Origin of the sequence: Sulfurimonas denitrificans DSM 1251 (assembly GCF_000012965.1) — a bacterium.
In the GTDB taxonomy this organism is placed as follows: Bacteria; Campylobacterota; Campylobacteria; order Campylobacterales; family Sulfurimonadaceae; genus Sulfurimonas; species Sulfurimonas denitrificans.
Map to the genome: position 1 here is coordinate 266,462 of NC_007575.1, position 18,198 is coordinate 284,659.

An 18,198-nucleotide genomic window follows, 5' to 3' on the forward strand; every position below is an offset into this window, starting at 1 on the left:
ATTTTTTCCTGATTTTTTAGCATTATACATTGACATATCTGCTTTTTTGAGAATTTCACTCAACTTACAAACAGGCTTATAAAAAACAACACTACTAAAATTTTCATTATGCTTTGCCTTTGAGTAGAAGTTGAGTAATTATACTTTTTTAATATCGCAAACATATCGCAAAAAATTATCAAAACAGATTATGTTAAAACTGCTCTTTAATCTTTAATTTTTTTATTGCGGTATTTTTATACTTTAAGCGAATATTTTTTGATAGTTCTTCAAATGAGTGCTTGTATTCGAGTTTAGCGTTATCTTTTAAAATTGATTTTTGCTCATTTATAACTTCTAATATTTCTCTTTTGAACTCATCTCTATTGTAGTATTCATCTATATTTATGACAATAGCGTCAGTGCTAAACCAAGCTGTTATAGCTAATAATGGAGAGCAAATCCATACAAATGGACCACATGTAGTTCCAGCTAAAGCAGCAGTTCCTGTAGTTGCATATTTTGCGCCAGCTTTTGTACTGCTCTTAAGCAAAAACTTACTTGAAGCCTTTAGTGCTATTTTTGTACTAATTGCTTGCGCAATTTTTGGTATGAGTTTAGCACCTAGAATTAGGCTTAATTTACCCTCTTGCATTGATGTAAAACTGCTTATATCATTTTCTAATCTACTTAAAATCTCGTTATTTAATTTATAATCTATGTTAAGAGTAGCGCTTTCATGTATCATTTGAATATGGCTATTTATGCTCTCATCGTACTTTATATCAATTTTTTTAAAAGCTTCTTTTACACTGTTTTGAAAATCAGCGCCAAATAATTTTTTTTGAATAGTCTCATTTATCCTATCAGTAGCCATTGCGCCAAGTTCTATGTACTCTCCAACAACCGAGTAATGAAAATCTAAAAATGGGTCTATATTTTTTTGAACAGAAGCAAAAATATTATCAATATTTATATCTATTGCACTATTTATACTGGCTATCTCTTGCTTGATATTGAGAGATATATTATTATCTGCTTTGTCTAAATTGATACCAATTATAACAGAATCAAGTGCTTCTTTTGGTGCGTCTGATTGAGATTTGTTTAGTGTGGCTAGTGTTTGTAATATTATAAAAATAACAGTTAGTATGATTATAGTTAGCCAAAATATTTTTTCAAATTTAGACATTTTAGAGAGTATGTTTGCTCTCTTTTTGTTTTTATTCAAGTGGCATCTCTGCTAAAGAGTTTATCTAGGTAATATACAATTTGAAGGATAAATCTATTAAGACCCAAGATAGCCAAGCCATTCATAAAAATAAAGCCAAACCAAGCAATAGATTTTAGAAGTGTATTATCAATATGCTCTGCAAAGCTGCTAAATGACCACCAAAAAATACTATCTATCTCAATTTTGACCTTTAATATATAGTTTGTTATATAGCAACTAGATGATATTGTATTTGAAGCTACTACCTGTGTCTCTTTTAAAGTTTCTCTTAAATACTCAGGTGCATAGCCTTCTAGTGAGATGTAAACGTAAACCAATAACAAAAGTATTGAGGAGATGTTAATAGAGAGCTCTCTAGAAAACAAGCTTAAAAAACTCTGCTTGATACTTAAGGAGAGGATTTTTTTAAACCATTTAAATATGAATGTGGCAAAGAGAAGTTGAAAAATCAGATATATCCAAAAAAACATCTTAAAATCTATAACAGCATAGATTAGGGAGATAGTCATTAAAAGAGATAAGATAATATAAAATATTACTACAAAAGAGCGTGATGAGAGTAGATTGGCGAAAAATGATTTTTCAACAAAATAACAATCTCTAAAACAAAACCTCTCTTGCATTTTAAGCTCAACAAAACTATGGCTTATTATAAAGAGCACTATTATGGGTAACAAAAGAGTATAACATCCGTAGTGGTAACTAGCACGCCAAATAAATAAAATTAAGAAGATAGTTAAAAGGGCCGCTACAAAAAGTTTAATGTTGTATTTCATAGCTATATTATATCGCATGTAAAAAATCTTCAATTTTAATATATACTCTTGATGAAGATATATGAGTAACTAAAATGCGCTATAGAGGGATGATGCTCAAAACGGCAGAATCACTTGAACTTAAAAAATACGTTATTGCAGCACCTTTTATTTTTCAAAAACAAGATTGAGAATATTTTAGAAAATAGTAAAAAACTATAATAACTCTGTTTTTATCTTTATTACCACTTTTTTTATCAGCTCTTTTTTATCATCCACGCTTAAGCAAGGCATATGGGCGTCATAGGGGTAAAACATAACAAAATCTCCAACAGAGATATTTAAGATAGAGTGGGGTTTTGCTTCTGTTTGATAAAACTCTATATCTTTTTGAGCCTCATAAGGTTTTTTTACAACAAGAGAGTCTCTTGAGTGGCACTCATAAGCCTCGACTCCTCTTAGTGTTGCTTGAATGTCTATATATTTTTTATGGGATTCAAGCATAGCATCTTCTCTTAAGAGAGTCTCATAGCTCATAACGATTGCATAAATCTCATCGCCTTGTATCTCATATTTTGCATCTTTTGTCTCTGATGTAAGAGAGTTTAAAAAGGTAAAAGCTCTCTGCCACGCTTCTCCAAATGGATATTTTTGCCAATTTTCTATTTTATCAATTACCATTTTTTTGCCTCTTTATAAAATTTCTCCAGCCCTTTTTTTGCTTTTTTATCAAAGTTATAAGAGATATATTTTAGATAGTTTAATATATTTTCTTCCGATATATTTGTTCTAGTTGAAGCTTCTCTGAGGATATATCTTGGAATTTTTATCTTTGTTTTTAGGAAGTTTTTCTCTATCTTTTTATAGAGTGCTTTGTCGTTGTGGTAGCATAAAAGTGCAAATACAAATGGGAGTTTATATTTTTCATGCCACATCTTAGCCAAATCTACATGTGGCTTATTTTGAAGATAATACCTTAGCGCCTTGTCGCCTATGAGCACTTTGCCCTCTACATGTAGTATTTTTGCAAGAAGATTTGAAGTCTCAGACTCGCTATCTTGAGTGTTTTTCTTATTTGGAGCAACTAAAACGCTAAGTACCTCTTTTTTTGCGATGATTCCGAGGTTTATATGTTTTTGATTTTTTGCACGGATGCTGGAGATAAATGCGGCATCAACTTTGCGTGAGAGAAACTTTTTGTTTGTTTTTGCTGGAACATCTTTGTAGTAATTCATACTCATGCTCGCTTGAGAACTTCTTGTAAATCTTTTCATAAAAATATGAAAAGGGAGAAGATTTAGATACTCAATTTTTCCAAAAACCACAAATTCCTCCGCCACTTAATTGGCAAAATTATACATCTCTTAACTTATAAAAAAGATGAGTTGGCTATAATCATAGCCATAAAAATATAGTTTGGGAGCAACCTTTTGGTAAGAGTAGAATTTTTAGGTCCAATACAAAAAGAGTCTTTGGAGCTTAACATTACAAACTTAAATGAGTTATCAGAGATACTTAAAAAAGATGAAACAATGCACGAGTGGCTAGAAAACTCTGCTGTTGCTGTAAATGATACTCTAGTGTCAAGCAGAGATTTCGCACTAAAAGATGGCGATAGAGTTGCTCTTTTACCACCAGTTTGCGGGGGTTGAGGTATGCTTTATCTTTATGATGGAGCGCTTGATGTGCCTCGCATTTTAAAAGAGTGGTATGAACAAGAAGCTTCTAGCAATTATGGCGCTTATATCCCATTTGTTGGAACTGTACGAAGCGAAGATGGGATTGATGGGCTTAGTTTTGATATATATGAACCGATACTAAACTCTTGGTTTGATGCTTGGCAAAAAAAGGCAAAAGAGAGGGGCGCTATTATAAAAATGGCACACTCACGTGGAGATGTGATGCTTCATGAGTCATCGTATATCGCAGCAGTTTTTTCTCCAAAGAGACGCGTAGCACTAGAGTTTATAGATGAGTTTGTAGAGGACTTTAAAGCAACTGCTCCTATCTGGAAGTACGATTTAAAAGATGCTAAGAGAATATATGCGCTTAATCGCTCAACGGCAATAAAAGGGAGTGGAATTTTAAAATGAGTCTATTATCATACGAAACAAGTCAAACAATGCTCTCTCTCTTACATGTAAACTCATCAAGAAGTCAGAATGTTCCACTTAGCGCATCTCTTGGTAGAGTTCTAAGCGAAGATATAATAGCAAAACATAATGACCCAGAGTTCCCAACAGCTTCTATGGATGGCTATGCAGTTATGCACTCCGATTTGGAGCTTGGCAAAATTGCCGTTGTTGGTTATAACCCCGCTGGAAGCGATGAACAACGTACTATTAAGAGCACAGAGTGTATTAAAACTTTTACAGGCTCTATGATGCCTCATGGCGCAGATACGCTTATTCAGATAGAGAATGTTACACTTGAAGATGGAGCAATCATCATCAATGAAAGTGTTCCTAAAGGCTCATCTGTTCGCCCAATTGGCGAAGGTTACAGAGCTGGTGATGTACTGATTCAAAAAGGTACAAAGATAGGTTTTGCAGAGATTGGCGTTATGGCGGCACTAAATCATGTTATGGTAAAAGTAGCTCTTAAGCCACGAGTTGCAGTTATTTCAACTGGAAGTGAAATTTTAGATTTGGGCGAACATAGCGATAACCCTTCACAGATAAGAAGCTCAAACAACTACACATTAGCCGCTCTCTTTGAACAAGCTGGAGCAGAGGTGATTCAGCTAGGAACAGTCGGGGATGATAAAAGTCTCATTATGCAGACATTCCAAGATGCACTATTAAGCGCTGACATTGTCGTCAGCACTGGTGGCGTTAGCGTTGGAGATTATGATTTTGTAAAAGATATAGTGCCTCGTATTGGAGCTGAAGTTCTTTTTAAGGGTGTGGCTATTAAGCCTGGAAAGCATATATTAGTTGCGCAAAAAGAGGATAAATTTATACTCTCTCTTCCAGGGTTTGCATACTCTTCAACTGTTACTGCAATTCTTTATGTACTTCCATTAATTGCAAAAATGTTAGGTAAAGAGAGTGCATATCGAATGGTAGCGGCAAAACTCAGCGAAGAGTTTAAAAAAAGAAGTCGTTTAACTGAGTTTACTGCATGTAACGTTGTAGTAGAAGATGGTGAATATTTTATAAACTTTAAAGATAAAAAAGTAGGAAGTTCAGCAATTTTGACAAATATGTTAAATGAGTGCGCTCTTATGATTAGTGGCGAAGATGATGGAGATTTGCAAGAGGGCACTTTTGTAAATGTTATTCTTATCCAAAATTTCTGATTTTACACATATTTTACACTTAAGGGCTATGCTTTAGTTTTAGAAAATTTTTATAAAGAGGTTAAGATGAAAAAGTTGTTTCTGATTTTAGTTGTTTTGTTAGGACTAGCTAGAGCGGATAGCGATGTGAAAAAAGCAGTTTTTGATCTTACAACACCAGATATTGCAAGGTTTGAAACAAGGTTGATAAAAGGAGTGGCATTTAACAATGCACACTATCAAACTAATTTTAAAGAGCTAGATATTGTAGTCATTATACATGGAGATGCTTATAAGTTTTTTGTAAAAGATCTCTCAAAAACAGAGTGTAAAAAAGATAAAGAGCTTGAGCCAAAAGCTAAAGATATACACCAAAGACTCTCTTCTCTTGTAAAAACATACAATGTAAAATTTTTAATGTGTGGCGCTGGAATGAAAGCAAGAAATATCTCTAAGGAGAATGTTTTAGAGTTTGTCGAAGTAACGCCAAGTGCTATAGTTGGGCTTATAGATGCACAAAATGATGGTTATGCATATATTCCCATCAATTAGGAAGTTGTTTAATTTTACATGTTAAAAAAAACACTCCCGATATTTTTGTTTGTAGTAGCTCTAATAATCTACATACTGCTATCTCTTAGGTATGCCATAGATAAACAAAATGTCAGTTACATTCTAGATAAGTTTGTCTTAGCCTTGGAGTCTGAGATAAAAAATAAGAAGATGGATGAGCTAAAGATGGCAATAATGCTCTCTAGAAATAGCGCTCTAGTAGATGCTCTAGAGAATGAAGATGAACATCTTGGATATAAGATACTCTCTGGAATCACAAAAGAGATAAAAAACTTTACACAGATAGATATAAAAGTTCAGATACTCACTCCCGATTATCATATCTTTGCAAGAAGTTGGGATGATATATATACGGGTATGCCACTTGAGGATTACAGAAGCGATCTTCAATATTTCAGCACACATAAAACTCCTCGCTCTTCCATTGAGACTGGGCGCTTGCTCAGCATAAAAACAACAGTTCCCATTTATAGAGGCGAGACTCTTTTAGGCTTTGTAGAGATTATTAGTTTTTTTGATTCTATAACAGATTTTTTCAAAAAAATAGGTGTTGATTTTTATGTGCTTATGGATGATAAGTACTATGATATAGCTGTCTTTATGCAAAATAATGAGACGGTTGATAGATACATAGTAGCAAACAGAAACTATAACCACAACAATTTAGCTCTTCTTAGAAGAGTTGATTTTAAAGAGCTTAAAATTAACAGAAGCATCACTCTCGATGATAGCTATCTCTTTTATGAAAATATGAAAAATGGAGATTCTGAATCAATTGGAATGTTTGTGTTTGTATTAAATAAGAAATATCTTGAATATTTTAAAGAGCAAAATGATGAAACCTCATTTTTTATAAATATTACCAAAAAAGCTCTATATGATGTTGTAAAACATGAGCAAGCAGATGCAACAATCAAAGAGTTTACAGATATAAAATCACTGCTTTACATGAAAGACGGAGTGCCTTTGGATATGCAAAGTGACTATATAGAACTTGGATATGAAAAACTAAATCACTATACAAAAGATGAGCTTATACAGCTTATACTTGGACAAAAAATCATAAAAAAAGTGGATGGAAAGATAAAATGAGAGTTTTACTATTAGAAGATGAGTTCTCGCTAAGAATAAGTATAAAAGAGTTTTTAGAAGATATAGATTACAGCGTTGATGATTTTGCTGATGGGCTTGAGGCTCATGATGCTATATATGCAAAATCTTACGATTTGCTACTTCTAGATATAAATGTACCATCCATGAGTGGTTTTGAACTTTTACAAAGTATCCGAAAAGATGGAATTAAAATTCCAGCCATATTTTTAACTTCTATGACAGAGCTTCAAGGTTTAAAAGAGGGTTATAGAAAAGGGTGTTGTGATTACATACGCAAACCATTTGACCTCTTAGAGTTAGAGCTTAGAATAAAACAAGCCATAAGAAGTTACTATCTTGATAATAGCGATATGGTAGAGCTTGGCGAGGGTTTTGTGTATGACATGTTAAAGGGAAAACTAACTAAAGATGATAAAGAGATAGTTTTAAGAAAGATAGAAAAAGATCTCTTAGAGATGCTTATAAAAAATAAAAACAGTGTTGTCTCTATGCAGATGTTTCAAGATGAAGTTTGGGGAGATTATGTAGAGCCCTCAGCTATCCGTGTTCAGATAAATAACTTAAAACAGAAGCTCTCAGAGACAATCATACATAACAGAAGAGGCTTAGGATATATAATTGAGAGATAAAAGTTATGCCCTAACATACGCATATATCTATACTATTTTAGTTGCAATAATACTTCTTACCCCTCTGTTTATCTACACATCATATATAAAAAAAATACAAGATATAAAAAATGAGTATGAGTTGAAAAATAGAGCTCATCTCATAGTAAAGCTTATGCAAGAACATAATTCAGAAAAAGATTATTTTGAATATCCTAGATTTAAAACGTTTAAATCTGGACTTTATGATAGCAGACTTCAAGAGATATTTTCACTAATTCAAGAGCCGATAAAACACTTTAGAGAGGGTTATCATATAGATGGCAGTAGAGCGTACTATGTTATGGTGCTTCCTGAGGAGAGATATTTTGGAGCAAAATATATTGTTGTAGAGAATCAGCTCTCGTACTATGAGGTTTACGAAAAGGCTCTGCTTATACTTCTATCCATCGTTACATGTATATTTTTACTAAGCATACTATTTTTAGATAGGTTTGCAAAACCCTTTAAAGAGGTAAATAAAAAACTAGATGAGTTTATAAAAGATTCCATTCATGAGATTAACACTCCTCTTGCTATCATAAATGTAAACGTGGATTTATATGGTAGAAAATATGGCAAAAATAAGTACATGCAGAGGATTAAAGCTTCTACAAAAGTTCTCTCAAATATTTATAACGACATGGAGTATCTTACAAAAAACAATAAGTTAGAGATAAAAAGAGAAAAAATTGATATAAAGAAGTTTTTGGATGAGCGCATTGAGTACTTTAGCGAGATAGCGCTTATGAAAAATATCTCTATTTTAAGTGATATGAAAAATGAGGTATTTATAAATATGGATGTAAAGCAGCTTCAAAGAATAGTTGATAATAATATATCAAATGCTATAAAGTACTCTTATGAGCAAAATATCATAGAGGTAAATACAGATATAAATGAGGAGGGGGAGTATCTCCTCTCATTTAGGGATTATGGCATTGGGATAGACAATGTAGAGAGAATATTTGAACGCTACTACAGAGAGAGCAGACAAGTCGGTGGTTTTGGAATAGGCTTAAATATAGTTGGAGCCATTATAAAAAAAGAGAATATCGATGTTAGTGTAGAATCAGAACTTAAAAAAGGGACGACATTTACATATAAATTCCCAAAAAACCTCATTTCCATAAAGAATTAGCCACATCTTTAATATTTAAAATAGATTTTACATAAATTTTATACTTCACTGTTAAACTTGTCCTCGAAATTAAGAAAAAAGGAGTTTACAATGAAGAGAAGTTTGACTTTGTCACTGCTTTTAGGGATGAGTGTTTTTGCTGCTGATTATAGTAGTGTAATTGAAGTTCCTGATGCGCAAAAGATAATTCAAAAAGATTTACTGCCACCTCTTGGTGTAAATAAGATGCCAACAGAATGTATAACTACAGACTCAAAAGCCATTGCTAGAGGAGCGTATATATTTCACAATTTAAACGGTGAAAATGCAAAAGGGAATGCTCCTGAGGGTTTAAGTAAAACAGTTGAAAATGGCAAGCCAAAACAGTATGGAAATTGTGTTGCATGTCATAATATAGAAGGCGCTGTAGGCGGTGGAAATATTGGACCAGATTTAACCAACTACACAGAGATGTTTGTAAAAACAGGTGTTAGAGATGCACAATATGTATATGCAAAAATTGCAGACCCAAGAGTTGATAATCCTCATACAGATATGACGGTAAATTTAACTACAAAACTATTCAATGAAAAAGAGATATGTGAATTAGCTTCATATGTCTTATCAAAAAAATAAATAAAAGGATAAAAAGATGAAAAGAAGAGATTTTTTAAAGAACTTAAGCTTAAGTGCTGCAACTGTAGCAGTTATTCCAACAATGAGCTTTGCAGCAGATGACAAGCCAAAAGCCTCAAATGCGCTTGCTTACAAAGATGCATTAGCGGCTATTACAGGTGGAAAGACTCCAGAACCATCTGAGAAAGTTTCACTTAAAGTGCCTGAAATTGCGGAAAATGGGGCTGTTGTTCCAGTAACAGTTGAGATAGATTATCCTATGACTGATAGTGATTATGTAAAAGCTATTCATATATTTGCTGCTAAAAATGGAAACTCTCGTTGTATTGATGCACATTTATCACCTGCAAATGGTAAAGCTATGTTATCAACTCGTGTAAAACTAGGCGAAACTCAAGAAGTAATAGCATTAGCAGAGTTAAGTAATGGAAATTTCCTTATCGCTTCACAAAGTGTTAAAGTAACAATCGGCGGATGCGGTTGATATAACCGTTTAATGAAATAGTAAAAAAATATAAAATAAAAAGGAAAATAAAATGTCAAAAAGTAAAACATTAATTAAAATCAAGCCAAATACTTATAAAAATGGCGACGTGGTAAAAGTTAGTTTCATGGTTATGCACCCGATGGAGACTGGACTTAGAAAAGATAAAAAAACTGGTGAGGTAATACCTGCTGATTATATTAAAAGTGCGAAGTTTGAGTATAACGGCAAAGTGTTTACAACTATGAATATCTGGGAGACTCTATCTGTAAATCCTGTAATAACTACATATATGACAATAGATGGGGCAGGGAGTTTAAAAGTTACATTTACAGATAGCAAAGGTACTGTTGAAGAGAGCAGTGAAGAGATTAAACCAAAAGGATAAGTGATGAGAAAAGTACTACAAATAGCGTTGAGTGTTCTTGTTGCTTCATCATTAGCTTATGGTAGCGAACAATTTTCTATGAGTGACGCTGATAGAGCTTTATATGAGGAGTTATTAGACAATAACCCAGCAGATATGATGTTGGCTTCTGGTTCAGAACACTTAGATGCACTTGGAGGAGCGGCGAGTTTAGCTAAGTATTTAGAGCAAAGTGAAGATTCTCTTGCATCTTATTTGGCAGGGTTTCCAAGATATATAGATAAGTACAAATCAGTTGTAAGCATAGACCAGATGCTTCAAGCATTTATGCACGATAGCGGTGCTAAAGCATATACGCTAAAGAGTGAAGAGATGTTTAACATGTCATCTTATGTAAAATCACTCGGCAATGAGCAAGCTATCAACATTGATATAAATGCAAACAAGTATATGCAAGAGGCTTATGCACTTGGTAAAGAGGTTTTTAACACTCGCAGAGGCGGTAGAGGTTTGTCATGTTATAACTGTCATAACAGTAATGTTATTGGTGCAGTTTTAAGAACACAGCCACTTCCTGATATCTCTGCAAAAGGAAATGCTTCAGCTGCAACGTGGCCAGCATATAGAATGACAAAATCAAAGCTTGCAACTCTTCAAAAGAGATTCCAAGGTTGTATGGAAAATGCACTATTAGCTGTGATTCCACTTGGTTCAAAAGAGATGACGGCACTTGAAGTTTACTTCACTCACGAAGCAAAAGGTGCTCCAATAGCTATTCCAGGTTTAAAGAGATAAGGGAGATTAGATGGAAGTTTCAAGAAGAGATTTTATGCATATCTGTGCTATTTTTGGCATAGGTATGGCAACAATATCTAGTGCTGCACCAAGAGGTGCGGCTCAGATTTCATTAAAAGATATATTTAGTTTTAAAGATACTGGTAACTTTACACTACTTCACATGTGTGATTTACATGCACATTTAAAACCACTGTTTTGGAGAGAGCCATCAACTCTGATTTCTGCTCCAAATTTAGTTGGAACACCTGGCTTTTTATGTGGTGATGCTTTTGCAAAACATTATGGGCTTGAGCCAAGTAGCTTAGATGCTTACTTTGACACTCATATAGATTTTGAATCTTTGGCTAAGAAGTTTGGAAAAATGGGCGGAGTTGCTCATATTAAAACAGTTTTAGATCATGTTAGAAAAACAAGAGGAGCAGATAATGTTCTCTTCCTTGACTCTGGCGATACATGGCAAGGAACAGGAGTTGCACTAAAGAGTAATGGCGAAGCGATAGTTAAAGCACAAAATTATCTTGGTGTTGATGTAATGGTTGGACATTGGGAATTTACTTATGGCAAGAAACGTGTAAAAGAGTTAATAGGGATGCTTGATGCAAAATTCATCTCTCAAAATATTATTGGAGATGACTCTTTTTCTGATGAATTTGAAGAGCTAATTTTTGAACCATACACCATAGAAGAGAGAGGTGGTGCTAAGATAGGTATCATTGGACAGTCATTCCCTTTTACTTCAACTGCAAACCCTAAAGAGTTTACACAAGGATGGAGTTTTGGTCTGCGCTTAGAGTCTCTTCAAGAGTATGTTAATGAGCTAAAAGATGAGCACAAAGTTGATTGTGTAGTTCTTTTATCTCATGATGGTTTTAGTGTTGATCAAGAGGTAGCGAGAAAAGTTCAAGGAATTGATTTTATTCTTAGCGGACATACTCATGACCCTTCTCCAATGCCTATTGTTATTGATGGGACTGTTATTGTTATAGCGGGAAGTCATGGAAAATATATAGGTCGTTTAGATATTGATGCAAAAAATGGTAAGGTTAATAACTATGAGTATAAACTTATCCCTATAGCTTCAAATATTATTCCAGCTGATCCAGCGGGAGTAAAACTTGTAGATGAACTTTATGCTCCATACGCAGCAGAGATGAGTGAAGTTTTAGGTAAAACTAAAAATATTCTCTATAAAAGAGATACTTTTTTCTCAACCTTTGATCAGCTCATAAATGATGCTATCTTAGATGAGATGAAGTGTGATATCTCTTTTACACCTGGTTATAGATGGGGAACAACTGTTTTAGCAGGTGAAAATATTTTAATGGATAACGTTTATGAGATGTGTGGAATAACATATCCAAATGTCTATACTTTTGAGTTAGAAGGCAATAAAATTGCTAAGTTGCTAGAGGATATCGCAGATAATGTCTTTAATGAAAATCCACTCTATCAACAAGGTGGAGATATGAGCCGTTTGGGTGGAGCTACTTATGACATTACTGTTGGTAATCCAAATGGTAAGCGTATTACAAACCTTAAGATTGGTGGCAAAAATATTGATCTTAAGAAAATATATATCGTATCTTCATGGGGTGGAAACCTGCAAAATGCTGGTAGCAACCTTCAAAAAGCAAAGACTAGAGCAGTTTATGATGTTGTTAGAGACTACATAAAACGCAAAAAAGTCGTGGATGTTAGCAATAAAGGCAATGTAAAATTGGTTGATTTTGATTGTGGGTGCCCTACTAAAGGGTCAAGAAGTTGCGATTAAGCAACTACATTTAAAAAATAAGGAGCAAAAATGAAATTACTTAAGATAAGTGCAGTAACTGCGCTGGTATGTTTAATGACAACAGCATTAAGTGCAGAGGAAGTAAAACCAAAGAGAACACTACAGGGTAATATGAACGAGGTGTATAACACACTTCCAAAAAGCGCAAATAACCTTAGTGAGGCTTTTACAGAGGGTATGTTTTATGGTCGCTTAAGAACAAACGCTTTTAGATGGGATTTTAGAAATGATGACAATGGAGATAACAAAGCATTCGGTTTAGGCGGCAGCTTAATCTATAAAACAGCACCGCTTGCAGGCTTAAGTGCAACGGCGGGACTTTACTACTCAAACAGCCCAATCTCTAACTGGAGACAAAATGATAGTGATGTAGGTGAAGTTAAATCTGGTAAAGATACATTTAGCAGATATGATGTTAGAGCTGATGGCGATTGGGAGATGGTAGTTTTAGCTCAAGCTTACTTGCAATACAATATCTCAAAAACAGACTTTAAACTAGGTCGTCAAATTTTTGAATCAGCACTAACTGCATCTAATGATACAAAGATGATTCCAAATACTTTTGAAGGTATAAGTGTAGAGTCTAAAGATTTGCCAAAAACAACTCTAAAAGCGGCATACTTTACAGCTCAAAAACTTCGTGACCATACTACTTTTCATGATGTTTTGACATTTAAAGACTCTTCTGGTGATTCATGGAACAATAATGACGACTCAGGTATTCACCAAGGTTTAACTTATGCAAGACTACAAGCAGCAAATAAAGATACAAGCAATGAGCTAATAGTAGCAGCTATTAGTAATAAGTCTATAGAAAACTTAAAAGTGGATGCAACATATACAGCAGTTCCAGATATGCTCTCTAGTGTTATAGGAGAGTTAAACTATGATATCCCACTTGGTGGTGTTACAATTACTCCAGGTGTTCGTTATATGGAACAGTTTGATAATGGAGCAGGTGCAATTGGTGGAGCAAGTTTAGCTGGAAATGTTACCGATGCTAATGCTGCTTCAAGAGGATATAAGAGCGGAAATTCTCTTGATACATCTCTTTGGATGGCTCGTTTAGTGGCATCTGCTGGAGCTTTTAAAGGGCATATTGGATACTCAAAAGTAGAAGATAAAGCGGACATCGTAGCACCTTGGCGTGGATTCCCAACAGGTGGATACACTCGTGCAATGGCACAGGTGAACTGGAAAGCAGATGCTGAGACTATAATGGTTGAAGGAAAATATGACTTTGGCAAAGCAAAAATCTTAGATGGTTTTAGCGCAATGGGTCGTTATGCTATTCAAAATTCTGATGAGAAAAAACAAGCATCAGGCGGACAAGCTGACTTAAGCATTATTCATATAGATTTAGTGCAAAAGCTTACACCTACTTTAGATGCAAAAATACGTCTTGCATTTATAGATGCTGATGAACGTACTTCAGGTGTAAACAAAGACTCATATAACGAATATCGTTTTGAGATAAACTACCTTTTTTAAGATAGGCTAAAACTCCTTGCCACCTAATTTTCTCTCCTGTTTTTTAGGTGGCAAAGATAGCTTACATGTAAGGATGGTTATTTAAATGAAAAAAGTTATTGTATCTCTTGTTTTTTGTGTTAGTTTACTTTTTTCTGCAGAGTTTTATACTTATGAAGAAGCGTTAGAGATACAAAAAACAAGCTCCAAAATCATAATGATTGATGTTGTTAGAGATAATTGCAGATACTGCATTTTAATGGACAAACTTTTAGAAGATAGAGAGTTTAGCAGTTGGATTGCTGAGCGTTTTATTCCTGTAAAAATTAACATCGAACATGACAAAATAGATCTTAAATTAGATGTAAAAATGACTCCTACTTTTTATTTTTTGGACAAAAACCAAAAAATTTTAAAGATGATACCAGGCTCTTGGAGTAAAGAAGATTTTAAAGATCTAACTAAAAATATCAAAGGGGAGTAACATGAAACTTTATGCTCTTGTATTTTTGATGTTTAGCCTCCTTTTGCATGCAGATACTGTTTTTGCACAACCAGAGCCTAGCATCACTGAACCTAGACAAATTATCTTTTCTATAAAAAGCGCAAACGATGAAGAGATAAATCATGTTTTAAGTAGTGCAAACAATGTACTAAAATTTTATGGACCTGAAAATGTTCAGATGAGAATAGTTGCCTATTACCACGGGATAAAAGCTCTTTTAAAAACCAATAAAGATATTGCTCTTAGAGTAAAAGCTCTTATGCTTCTTGATGTTGAGTTTTATGCATGTGGCAATACAATGAGAACCAAAAATATCAAAAAAGAAGAACTTCTTGAAGATACACTAATAGTTACTGCTGGAATCGTAGAGATTACAGAGCGAGTAAAAGAGGGATGGATATATATCGTTCCATAATAGATAAATAAAGGCTTAGAAATGAAAAAAATATATGTTTTTATAGTGGCGATTTTAATGGCGTCAATAGTGAGTGCAAGTGGTGATTTACACCTTTTTGAAGTTGAAAATAAAAATGGTGCAATAACACCGCAAAAAATCGAAGAAGCGTTTGTAAAAGATGGGTTTGGCATAGCAGTAAATAGCGATATGATAAAGCCCTTTATGATTCAGTTTAAAGAGACAAAGTTCAAAATTTTTACTCTTATGACAATATATCATGAGCAGACATCTTTTGATCTTGTAAAAAAATATCCAGTTGCTGGAGTATTTACTCCACTTGGTGTTGGAATATATCAAGATAAAGCAGAAAATACACTACATGTAAGTATTTTAACATCAGCTTCTCTTAGTAAAATAATGGGTATTGAAGATGAACTCATCAAAAAACTTGAGAGTCAAGTTCTTGCAACCCTTAAAAAAGTTCTTCCAACTGCAAAGTATAAGCTTAGCCAAGAGCCGCTCTCTGAGAGCAGAGAGCTTCTTACAAGATATGAGTTAGAAGTAGATGGTGATGATGTAAAAACTGCTAAAGAGAATGTTCTCTTAGGTCTTGATAATGGGCTTAGCCTTTATGGTTTTATAGTTGCTGGCAAGTTAGATTTAAACAAGCACATGAAAGATTCGCCTTATGATTTTTATGATGGCTACTCAATCTGCAAACTCCCTGTAATCTATACAGTTGCGTTGACAAAACCTGAAGCAGCGGCTTTTGCCCCATGTACTTTGGCTATCTATAAGAAAAAAGATGAGAACAAGATTGTTCTGGAGTACCCATCAGTTTATAACTGGATAAGCAGCGCTCTTATAAAAGATAAAGATGGAGTAGATGTCTTATTAAAAGCTCAAGAGCAGTTTCAAGCTATCCTCTTAGAGATAGTAGAATAAGCAACTAATAAGTGAAAATATGTGATAATTTCCGTTAAATTATTGATAATAAGAGGGTGTGTATGACAATAGGAAAAAGAGTTACTATACTTGTTATAGGTATATCATTTGCACTCTTGGTTAGTAGCTTCTTTGTGCTTAATTATTTTAAGGCTGCGATTGTACAAAATGTTTATAGTGATATGAGAAGTACACTTACGGCTAAGATAGAAGATAGAATGAATGCTAAGTTTGATATAGGCGTGACTAATGCAGTTGCCATGGCGAATAACTCTGACATAATCGCTTCACTTAAGAATAATGACAGAGCTTTGGCTGCAAAAACACTCGAATCCATTGGAGACACATATAAAGAACAGACAGATTTTAAAAATATTAAAATCCATATTCATGACAAAGATGTAAAGTCTTTTTTAAGAAATTGGCAAGTTGATAAGTTCGGCGATGATTTATCTAGCTTTAGACACACAATCAATAAGGTCAAAGAGAGTAAAAAGTCGATGGCAGCGATTGAAGTTGGTAGAAACGGGCTTACTATTAGAGGATTGGTTCCTGTTATAGCTGATAATAGCTATTTAGGCTCATTAGAGTTTATGCAGGGTTTTGAATCTGTAGTAAAGCAGTTTTTAAAAGAGAAAGAGTACCTCTTAGTGCTTATGGATAACAAACTGCTAAATGTTGCAGACCTCTCAAATACAAAAAACAGAATCTCTAACTACACTCTTAGCCAAAAAACAATTGATGATAAGTTTCTATTAGAAGCTAAAACTATTGATATGGAAGCTGTTCTCAGAGATGGATATTTTGTTGATAAGAACTATTTTTATACCTACACATATATAAAAGATTTTGAAAATAAACCTATCGGAATTTATCTTCTTGCAAAAGATAGACCTAGTATAGAAAAAGCGATAGATGGCGCAAGCAGTATTATAAACAGCGCACTTTTGCTAGTTGCTTCTCTTATCTTTATCATAACAATTGCTATATTAGTTACTATCAAAAAAATAGTACTTAATCCTTTAAATGTTTTTCAAGAAGGGCTGTTGGAATTTTTTAAATACCTAAACAAACAGAGCAATAAAGCGGAACTCATAGCGATAGATACAAATGATGAAATCGGTAAGATGGCTAAGATTGTAAATGAAAATATTCTAAAAACAAAAGAGAATATTGAGCTAGACCAAGATCTTATCAATGATGTAAAAAGAGTAGTTATGGAAGTAGAGAGAGGAAATCTTAATCAAGAAGTAACTAAATCAACTCAAAATCAAGCTCTTTTTGAATTAAAAGATAGTTTAAATAAAATGCTCTACTCTTTAAAAAACAGTGTTGCAAAAGATATAAATTCACTTGTGGCTGTTTTGGATAGTTTTAAAAATTCTGATTTTAGAGCTACTCTTGAGAATGATGAGGCAAAAGTGTCTCAAGCAATAAACAGTATTGGGCAAACCATAAGAGATATGCTAAGAGATTCAAATACAAATGCGGATGAGCTTACACGAACTTCAGTGAGTCTTATTGAGAGAATGCAGACATTAGCAGAAGGCTCATATAAACAAGCATCAATGCTCAAAGATATCTCTAAAACAATGGAGTTAGCAAATAGTTCTGTTGTTGAAGTTTCACAGATGACAAAAGCTGTTGTAATAAAATCAACCGATATAAAATCAGTGGTAAATGTAATATCTGAAATTGCAGACCAGACAAATCTCCTAGCACTAAACGCTGCTATTGAAGCTGCACGTGCAGGTGAACATGGGCGTGGATTTGCTGTTGTTGCTGATGAGGTTAGAAAACTTGCAGAAAATACACAACGAAGCCTTGATGATATAAATATAAACATAGAATCTCTTACTCAGGCAGTTGTTGATATAGGAACTACAATAGAGGAGCAGGTTAAAGATATAAATATGGCCACAGACTCTATTAAAGTTATAGATAAAACAACTCAAGAGCACGCTATACATACAAAAGAGATTGAAAATATTGCAATTAAACTAGATGAGATGTCTAAAAAAACACTTCAAAGTATAAGTACTAAAAAGTTCTAACTAAGAGTGCGAGAACGTTTTTTTAACGTTTTCGCTCAGCATTTGTCTA

The 18,198-nt window shown here is 33.8% G+C and carries 21 protein-coding genes; 17 read left to right on the top strand and 4 right to left on the bottom strand.

Translation table 11 applies throughout. From position 1 onward, the window contains the following. Positions 1 to 193: 193 nt before the first annotated feature. From SUDEN_RS01300 to SUDEN_RS01315, 4 genes are all read right to left on the bottom strand, one after another. On the bottom strand, positions 194 to 1,210 hold the full coding sequence (locus tag SUDEN_RS01300; RefSeq protein ID WP_041672169.1) for a hypothetical protein: 1,017 nt from the start codon (positions 1,208 to 1,210) through the stop codon (positions 194 to 196). Next, positions 1,207 to 2,007: a hypothetical protein gene (locus SUDEN_RS01305; RefSeq protein ID WP_011371886.1), complete on the bottom strand. Its 801-nt coding sequence runs from the start codon at positions 2,005 to 2,007 to the stop codon at positions 1,207 to 1,209. Before SUDEN_RS01305 ends, SUDEN_RS01300 begins: the two co-directional genes overlap by 4 nt. Before the next feature lie 177 nt (positions 2,008 to 2,184). Continuing rightward, complete coding sequence (locus SUDEN_RS01310; protein ID WP_011371887.1) at positions 2,185 to 2,649, bottom strand: YhcH/YjgK/YiaL family protein; 465 nt, start codon at positions 2,647 to 2,649, stop codon at positions 2,185 to 2,187. Then, the gene (locus SUDEN_RS01315) at positions 2,643 to 3,293 is read right to left on the bottom strand and encodes an MqnA/MqnD/SBP family protein (protein ID WP_011371888.1); all 651 of its coding nucleotides are present in this window, start codon (positions 3,291 to 3,293) and stop codon (positions 2,643 to 2,645) included. Before SUDEN_RS01315 ends, SUDEN_RS01310 begins: the two co-directional genes overlap by 7 nt. Positions 3,294 to 3,398: 105 nt before the next feature. Between SUDEN_RS01315 and SUDEN_RS01320 the strand changes: the two genes are divergently transcribed. The 17 genes from SUDEN_RS01320 to SUDEN_RS10970 all read left to right on the top strand — a co-directional run bounded on the left by SUDEN_RS01320 (position 3,399) and on the right by SUDEN_RS10970 (position 18,149). Next, entirely contained in the window at positions 3,399 to 3,620 is a 222-nt protein-coding gene (locus SUDEN_RS01320; RefSeq protein ID WP_011371889.1) for a MoaD/ThiS family protein, read from the top strand. A gap of 3 nt (positions 3,621 to 3,623) precedes the next feature. After that, positions 3,624 to 4,061: a molybdopterin synthase catalytic subunit gene (locus SUDEN_RS01325; protein ID WP_011371890.1), complete on the top strand. Its 438-nt coding sequence runs from the start codon at positions 3,624 to 3,626 to the stop codon at positions 4,059 to 4,061. Then, the gene (locus SUDEN_RS01330; protein WP_011371891.1) at positions 4,058 to 5,269 is read left to right on the top strand and encodes a molybdopterin molybdotransferase MoeA; all 1,212 of its coding nucleotides are present in this window, start codon (positions 4,058 to 4,060) and stop codon (positions 5,267 to 5,269) included. Before SUDEN_RS01325 ends, SUDEN_RS01330 begins: the two co-directional genes overlap by 4 nt. A gap of 66 nt (positions 5,270 to 5,335) precedes the next feature. Then, positions 5,336 to 5,800, top strand: coding sequence for a DsrE family protein (locus SUDEN_RS01335; protein WP_011371892.1), 465 nt, complete (start codon positions 5,336 to 5,338; stop codon positions 5,798 to 5,800). Positions 5,801 to 5,818: 18 nt separating this feature from the next. Continuing rightward, the gene (locus tag SUDEN_RS01340; protein WP_011371893.1) at positions 5,819 to 6,913 is read left to right on the top strand and encodes a cache domain-containing protein; all 1,095 of its coding nucleotides are present in this window, start codon (positions 5,819 to 5,821) and stop codon (positions 6,911 to 6,913) included. After that, a complete protein-coding gene (locus SUDEN_RS01345) occupies positions 6,910 to 7,563 on the top strand; it encodes a response regulator transcription factor (RefSeq protein WP_011371894.1) in 654 nt (217 codons plus the stop codon). Before SUDEN_RS01340 ends, SUDEN_RS01345 begins: the two co-directional genes overlap by 4 nt. After that, entirely contained in the window at positions 7,553 to 8,722 is a 1,170-nt protein-coding gene (locus SUDEN_RS01350; RefSeq protein ID WP_011371895.1) for a sensor histidine kinase, read from the top strand. Before SUDEN_RS01345 ends, SUDEN_RS01350 begins: the two co-directional genes overlap by 11 nt. 90 nt (positions 8,723 to 8,812) lie before the next feature. Continuing rightward, the gene (gene soxX, locus SUDEN_RS01355; RefSeq protein WP_011371896.1) at positions 8,813 to 9,337 is read left to right on the top strand and encodes a sulfur oxidation c-type cytochrome SoxX; all 525 of its coding nucleotides are present in this window, start codon (positions 8,813 to 8,815) and stop codon (positions 9,335 to 9,337) included. Positions 9,338 to 9,353: 16 nt separating this feature from the next. Further along, entirely contained in the window at positions 9,354 to 9,821 is a 468-nt protein-coding gene (soxY, locus tag SUDEN_RS01360) for a thiosulfate oxidation carrier protein SoxY (RefSeq protein WP_011371897.1), read from the top strand. A gap of 52 nt (positions 9,822 to 9,873) precedes the next feature. Beyond that, entirely contained in the window at positions 9,874 to 10,209 is a 336-nt protein-coding gene (gene soxZ / locus SUDEN_RS01365) for a thiosulfate oxidation carrier complex protein SoxZ (RefSeq protein ID WP_011371898.1), read from the top strand. Positions 10,210 to 10,212: 3 nt separating this feature from the next. Continuing rightward, positions 10,213 to 10,983 (top strand): sulfur oxidation c-type cytochrome SoxA, encoded by a 771-nt coding sequence (gene soxA / locus SUDEN_RS01370; RefSeq protein WP_011371899.1) that lies wholly within the window; start codon positions 10,213 to 10,215, stop codon positions 10,981 to 10,983. A 10-nt stretch (positions 10,984 to 10,993) separates the two neighbouring features. After that, the gene (gene soxB / locus SUDEN_RS01375; RefSeq protein WP_011371900.1) at positions 10,994 to 12,757 is read left to right on the top strand and encodes a thiosulfohydrolase SoxB; all 1,764 of its coding nucleotides are present in this window, start codon (positions 10,994 to 10,996) and stop codon (positions 12,755 to 12,757) included. A gap of 30 nt (positions 12,758 to 12,787) precedes the next feature. After that, on the top strand, positions 12,788 to 14,269 hold the full coding sequence (locus tag SUDEN_RS01380; protein ID WP_011371901.1) for an OprD family outer membrane porin: 1,482 nt from the start codon (positions 12,788 to 12,790) through the stop codon (positions 14,267 to 14,269). 85 nt (positions 14,270 to 14,354) lie between these two features. After that, a complete protein-coding gene (locus SUDEN_RS01385) occupies positions 14,355 to 14,732 on the top strand; it encodes a thioredoxin family protein (protein WP_011371902.1) in 378 nt (125 codons plus the stop codon). Position 14,733: 1 nt separating this feature from the next. After that, positions 14,734 to 15,168, top strand: a complete 435-nt coding sequence (locus SUDEN_RS01390) for a DsrE family protein (RefSeq protein WP_011371903.1) — start codon at positions 14,734 to 14,736, stop codon at positions 15,166 to 15,168. Between the two features lie 21 nt (positions 15,169 to 15,189). After that, positions 15,190 to 16,095, top strand: coding sequence for a hypothetical protein (locus tag SUDEN_RS01395; RefSeq protein ID WP_011371904.1), 906 nt, complete (start codon positions 15,190 to 15,192; stop codon positions 16,093 to 16,095). Between the two features lie 62 nt (positions 16,096 to 16,157). Beyond that, the gene (locus SUDEN_RS10970; RefSeq protein WP_011371905.1) at positions 16,158 to 18,149 is read left to right on the top strand and encodes a methyl-accepting chemotaxis protein; all 1,992 of its coding nucleotides are present in this window, start codon (positions 16,158 to 16,160) and stop codon (positions 18,147 to 18,149) included. Positions 18,150 to 18,198: the final 49 nt, after the last annotated feature.

Bases quoted from the DNA above. Each gene is read 5' to 3' on its own strand.
- soxY (WP_011371897.1), top strand. From the start codon at position 9,354: ATGAAAAGAAGAGATTTTTTAAAGAACTTAAGCTTAAGTGCTGCAACT.
- soxB (WP_011371900.1), top strand. From the start codon at position 10,994: ATGGAAGTTTCAAGAAGAGATTTTATGCATATCTGTGCTATTTTTGGC.
- SUDEN_RS01335 (WP_011371892.1), top strand. From the start codon at position 5,336: ATGAAAAAGTTGTTTCTGATTTTAGTTGTTTTGTTAGGACTAGCTAGA.
- SUDEN_RS10970 (WP_011371905.1), top strand. From the start codon at position 16,158: ATGACAATAGGAAAAAGAGTTACTATACTTGTTATAGGTATATCATTT.
- SUDEN_RS01345 (WP_011371894.1), top strand. From the start codon at position 6,910: ATGAGAGTTTTACTATTAGAAGATGAGTTCTCGCTAAGAATAAGTATA.
- SUDEN_RS01395 (WP_011371904.1), top strand. From the start codon at position 15,190: ATGAAAAAAATATATGTTTTTATAGTGGCGATTTTAATGGCGTCAATA.
- soxZ (WP_011371898.1), top strand. From the start codon at position 9,874: ATGTCAAAAAGTAAAACATTAATTAAAATCAAGCCAAATACTTATAAA.
- SUDEN_RS01325 (WP_011371890.1), top strand. From the start codon at position 3,624: ATGCTTTATCTTTATGATGGAGCGCTTGATGTGCCTCGCATTTTAAAA.
- SUDEN_RS01310 (WP_011371887.1), bottom strand. From the start codon at position 2,649: ATGGTAATTGATAAAATAGAAAATTGGCAAAAATATCCATTTGGAGAA.
- SUDEN_RS01380 (WP_011371901.1), top strand. From the start codon at position 12,788: ATGAAATTACTTAAGATAAGTGCAGTAACTGCGCTGGTATGTTTAATG.
- soxX (WP_011371896.1), top strand. From the start codon at position 8,813: ATGAAGAGAAGTTTGACTTTGTCACTGCTTTTAGGGATGAGTGTTTTT.
- SUDEN_RS01390 (WP_011371903.1), top strand. From the start codon at position 14,734: ATGAAACTTTATGCTCTTGTATTTTTGATGTTTAGCCTCCTTTTGCAT.
- SUDEN_RS01305 (WP_011371886.1), bottom strand. From the start codon at position 2,007: ATGCGATATAATATAGCTATGAAATACAACATTAAACTTTTTGTAGCG.
- soxA (WP_011371899.1), top strand. From the start codon at position 10,213: ATGAGAAAAGTACTACAAATAGCGTTGAGTGTTCTTGTTGCTTCATCA.
- SUDEN_RS01340 (WP_011371893.1), top strand. From the start codon at position 5,819: ATGTTAAAAAAAACACTCCCGATATTTTTGTTTGTAGTAGCTCTAATA.
- SUDEN_RS01385 (WP_011371902.1), top strand. From the start codon at position 14,355: ATGAAAAAAGTTATTGTATCTCTTGTTTTTTGTGTTAGTTTACTTTTT.
- SUDEN_RS01330 (WP_011371891.1), top strand. From the start codon at position 4,058: ATGAGTCTATTATCATACGAAACAAGTCAAACAATGCTCTCTCTCTTA.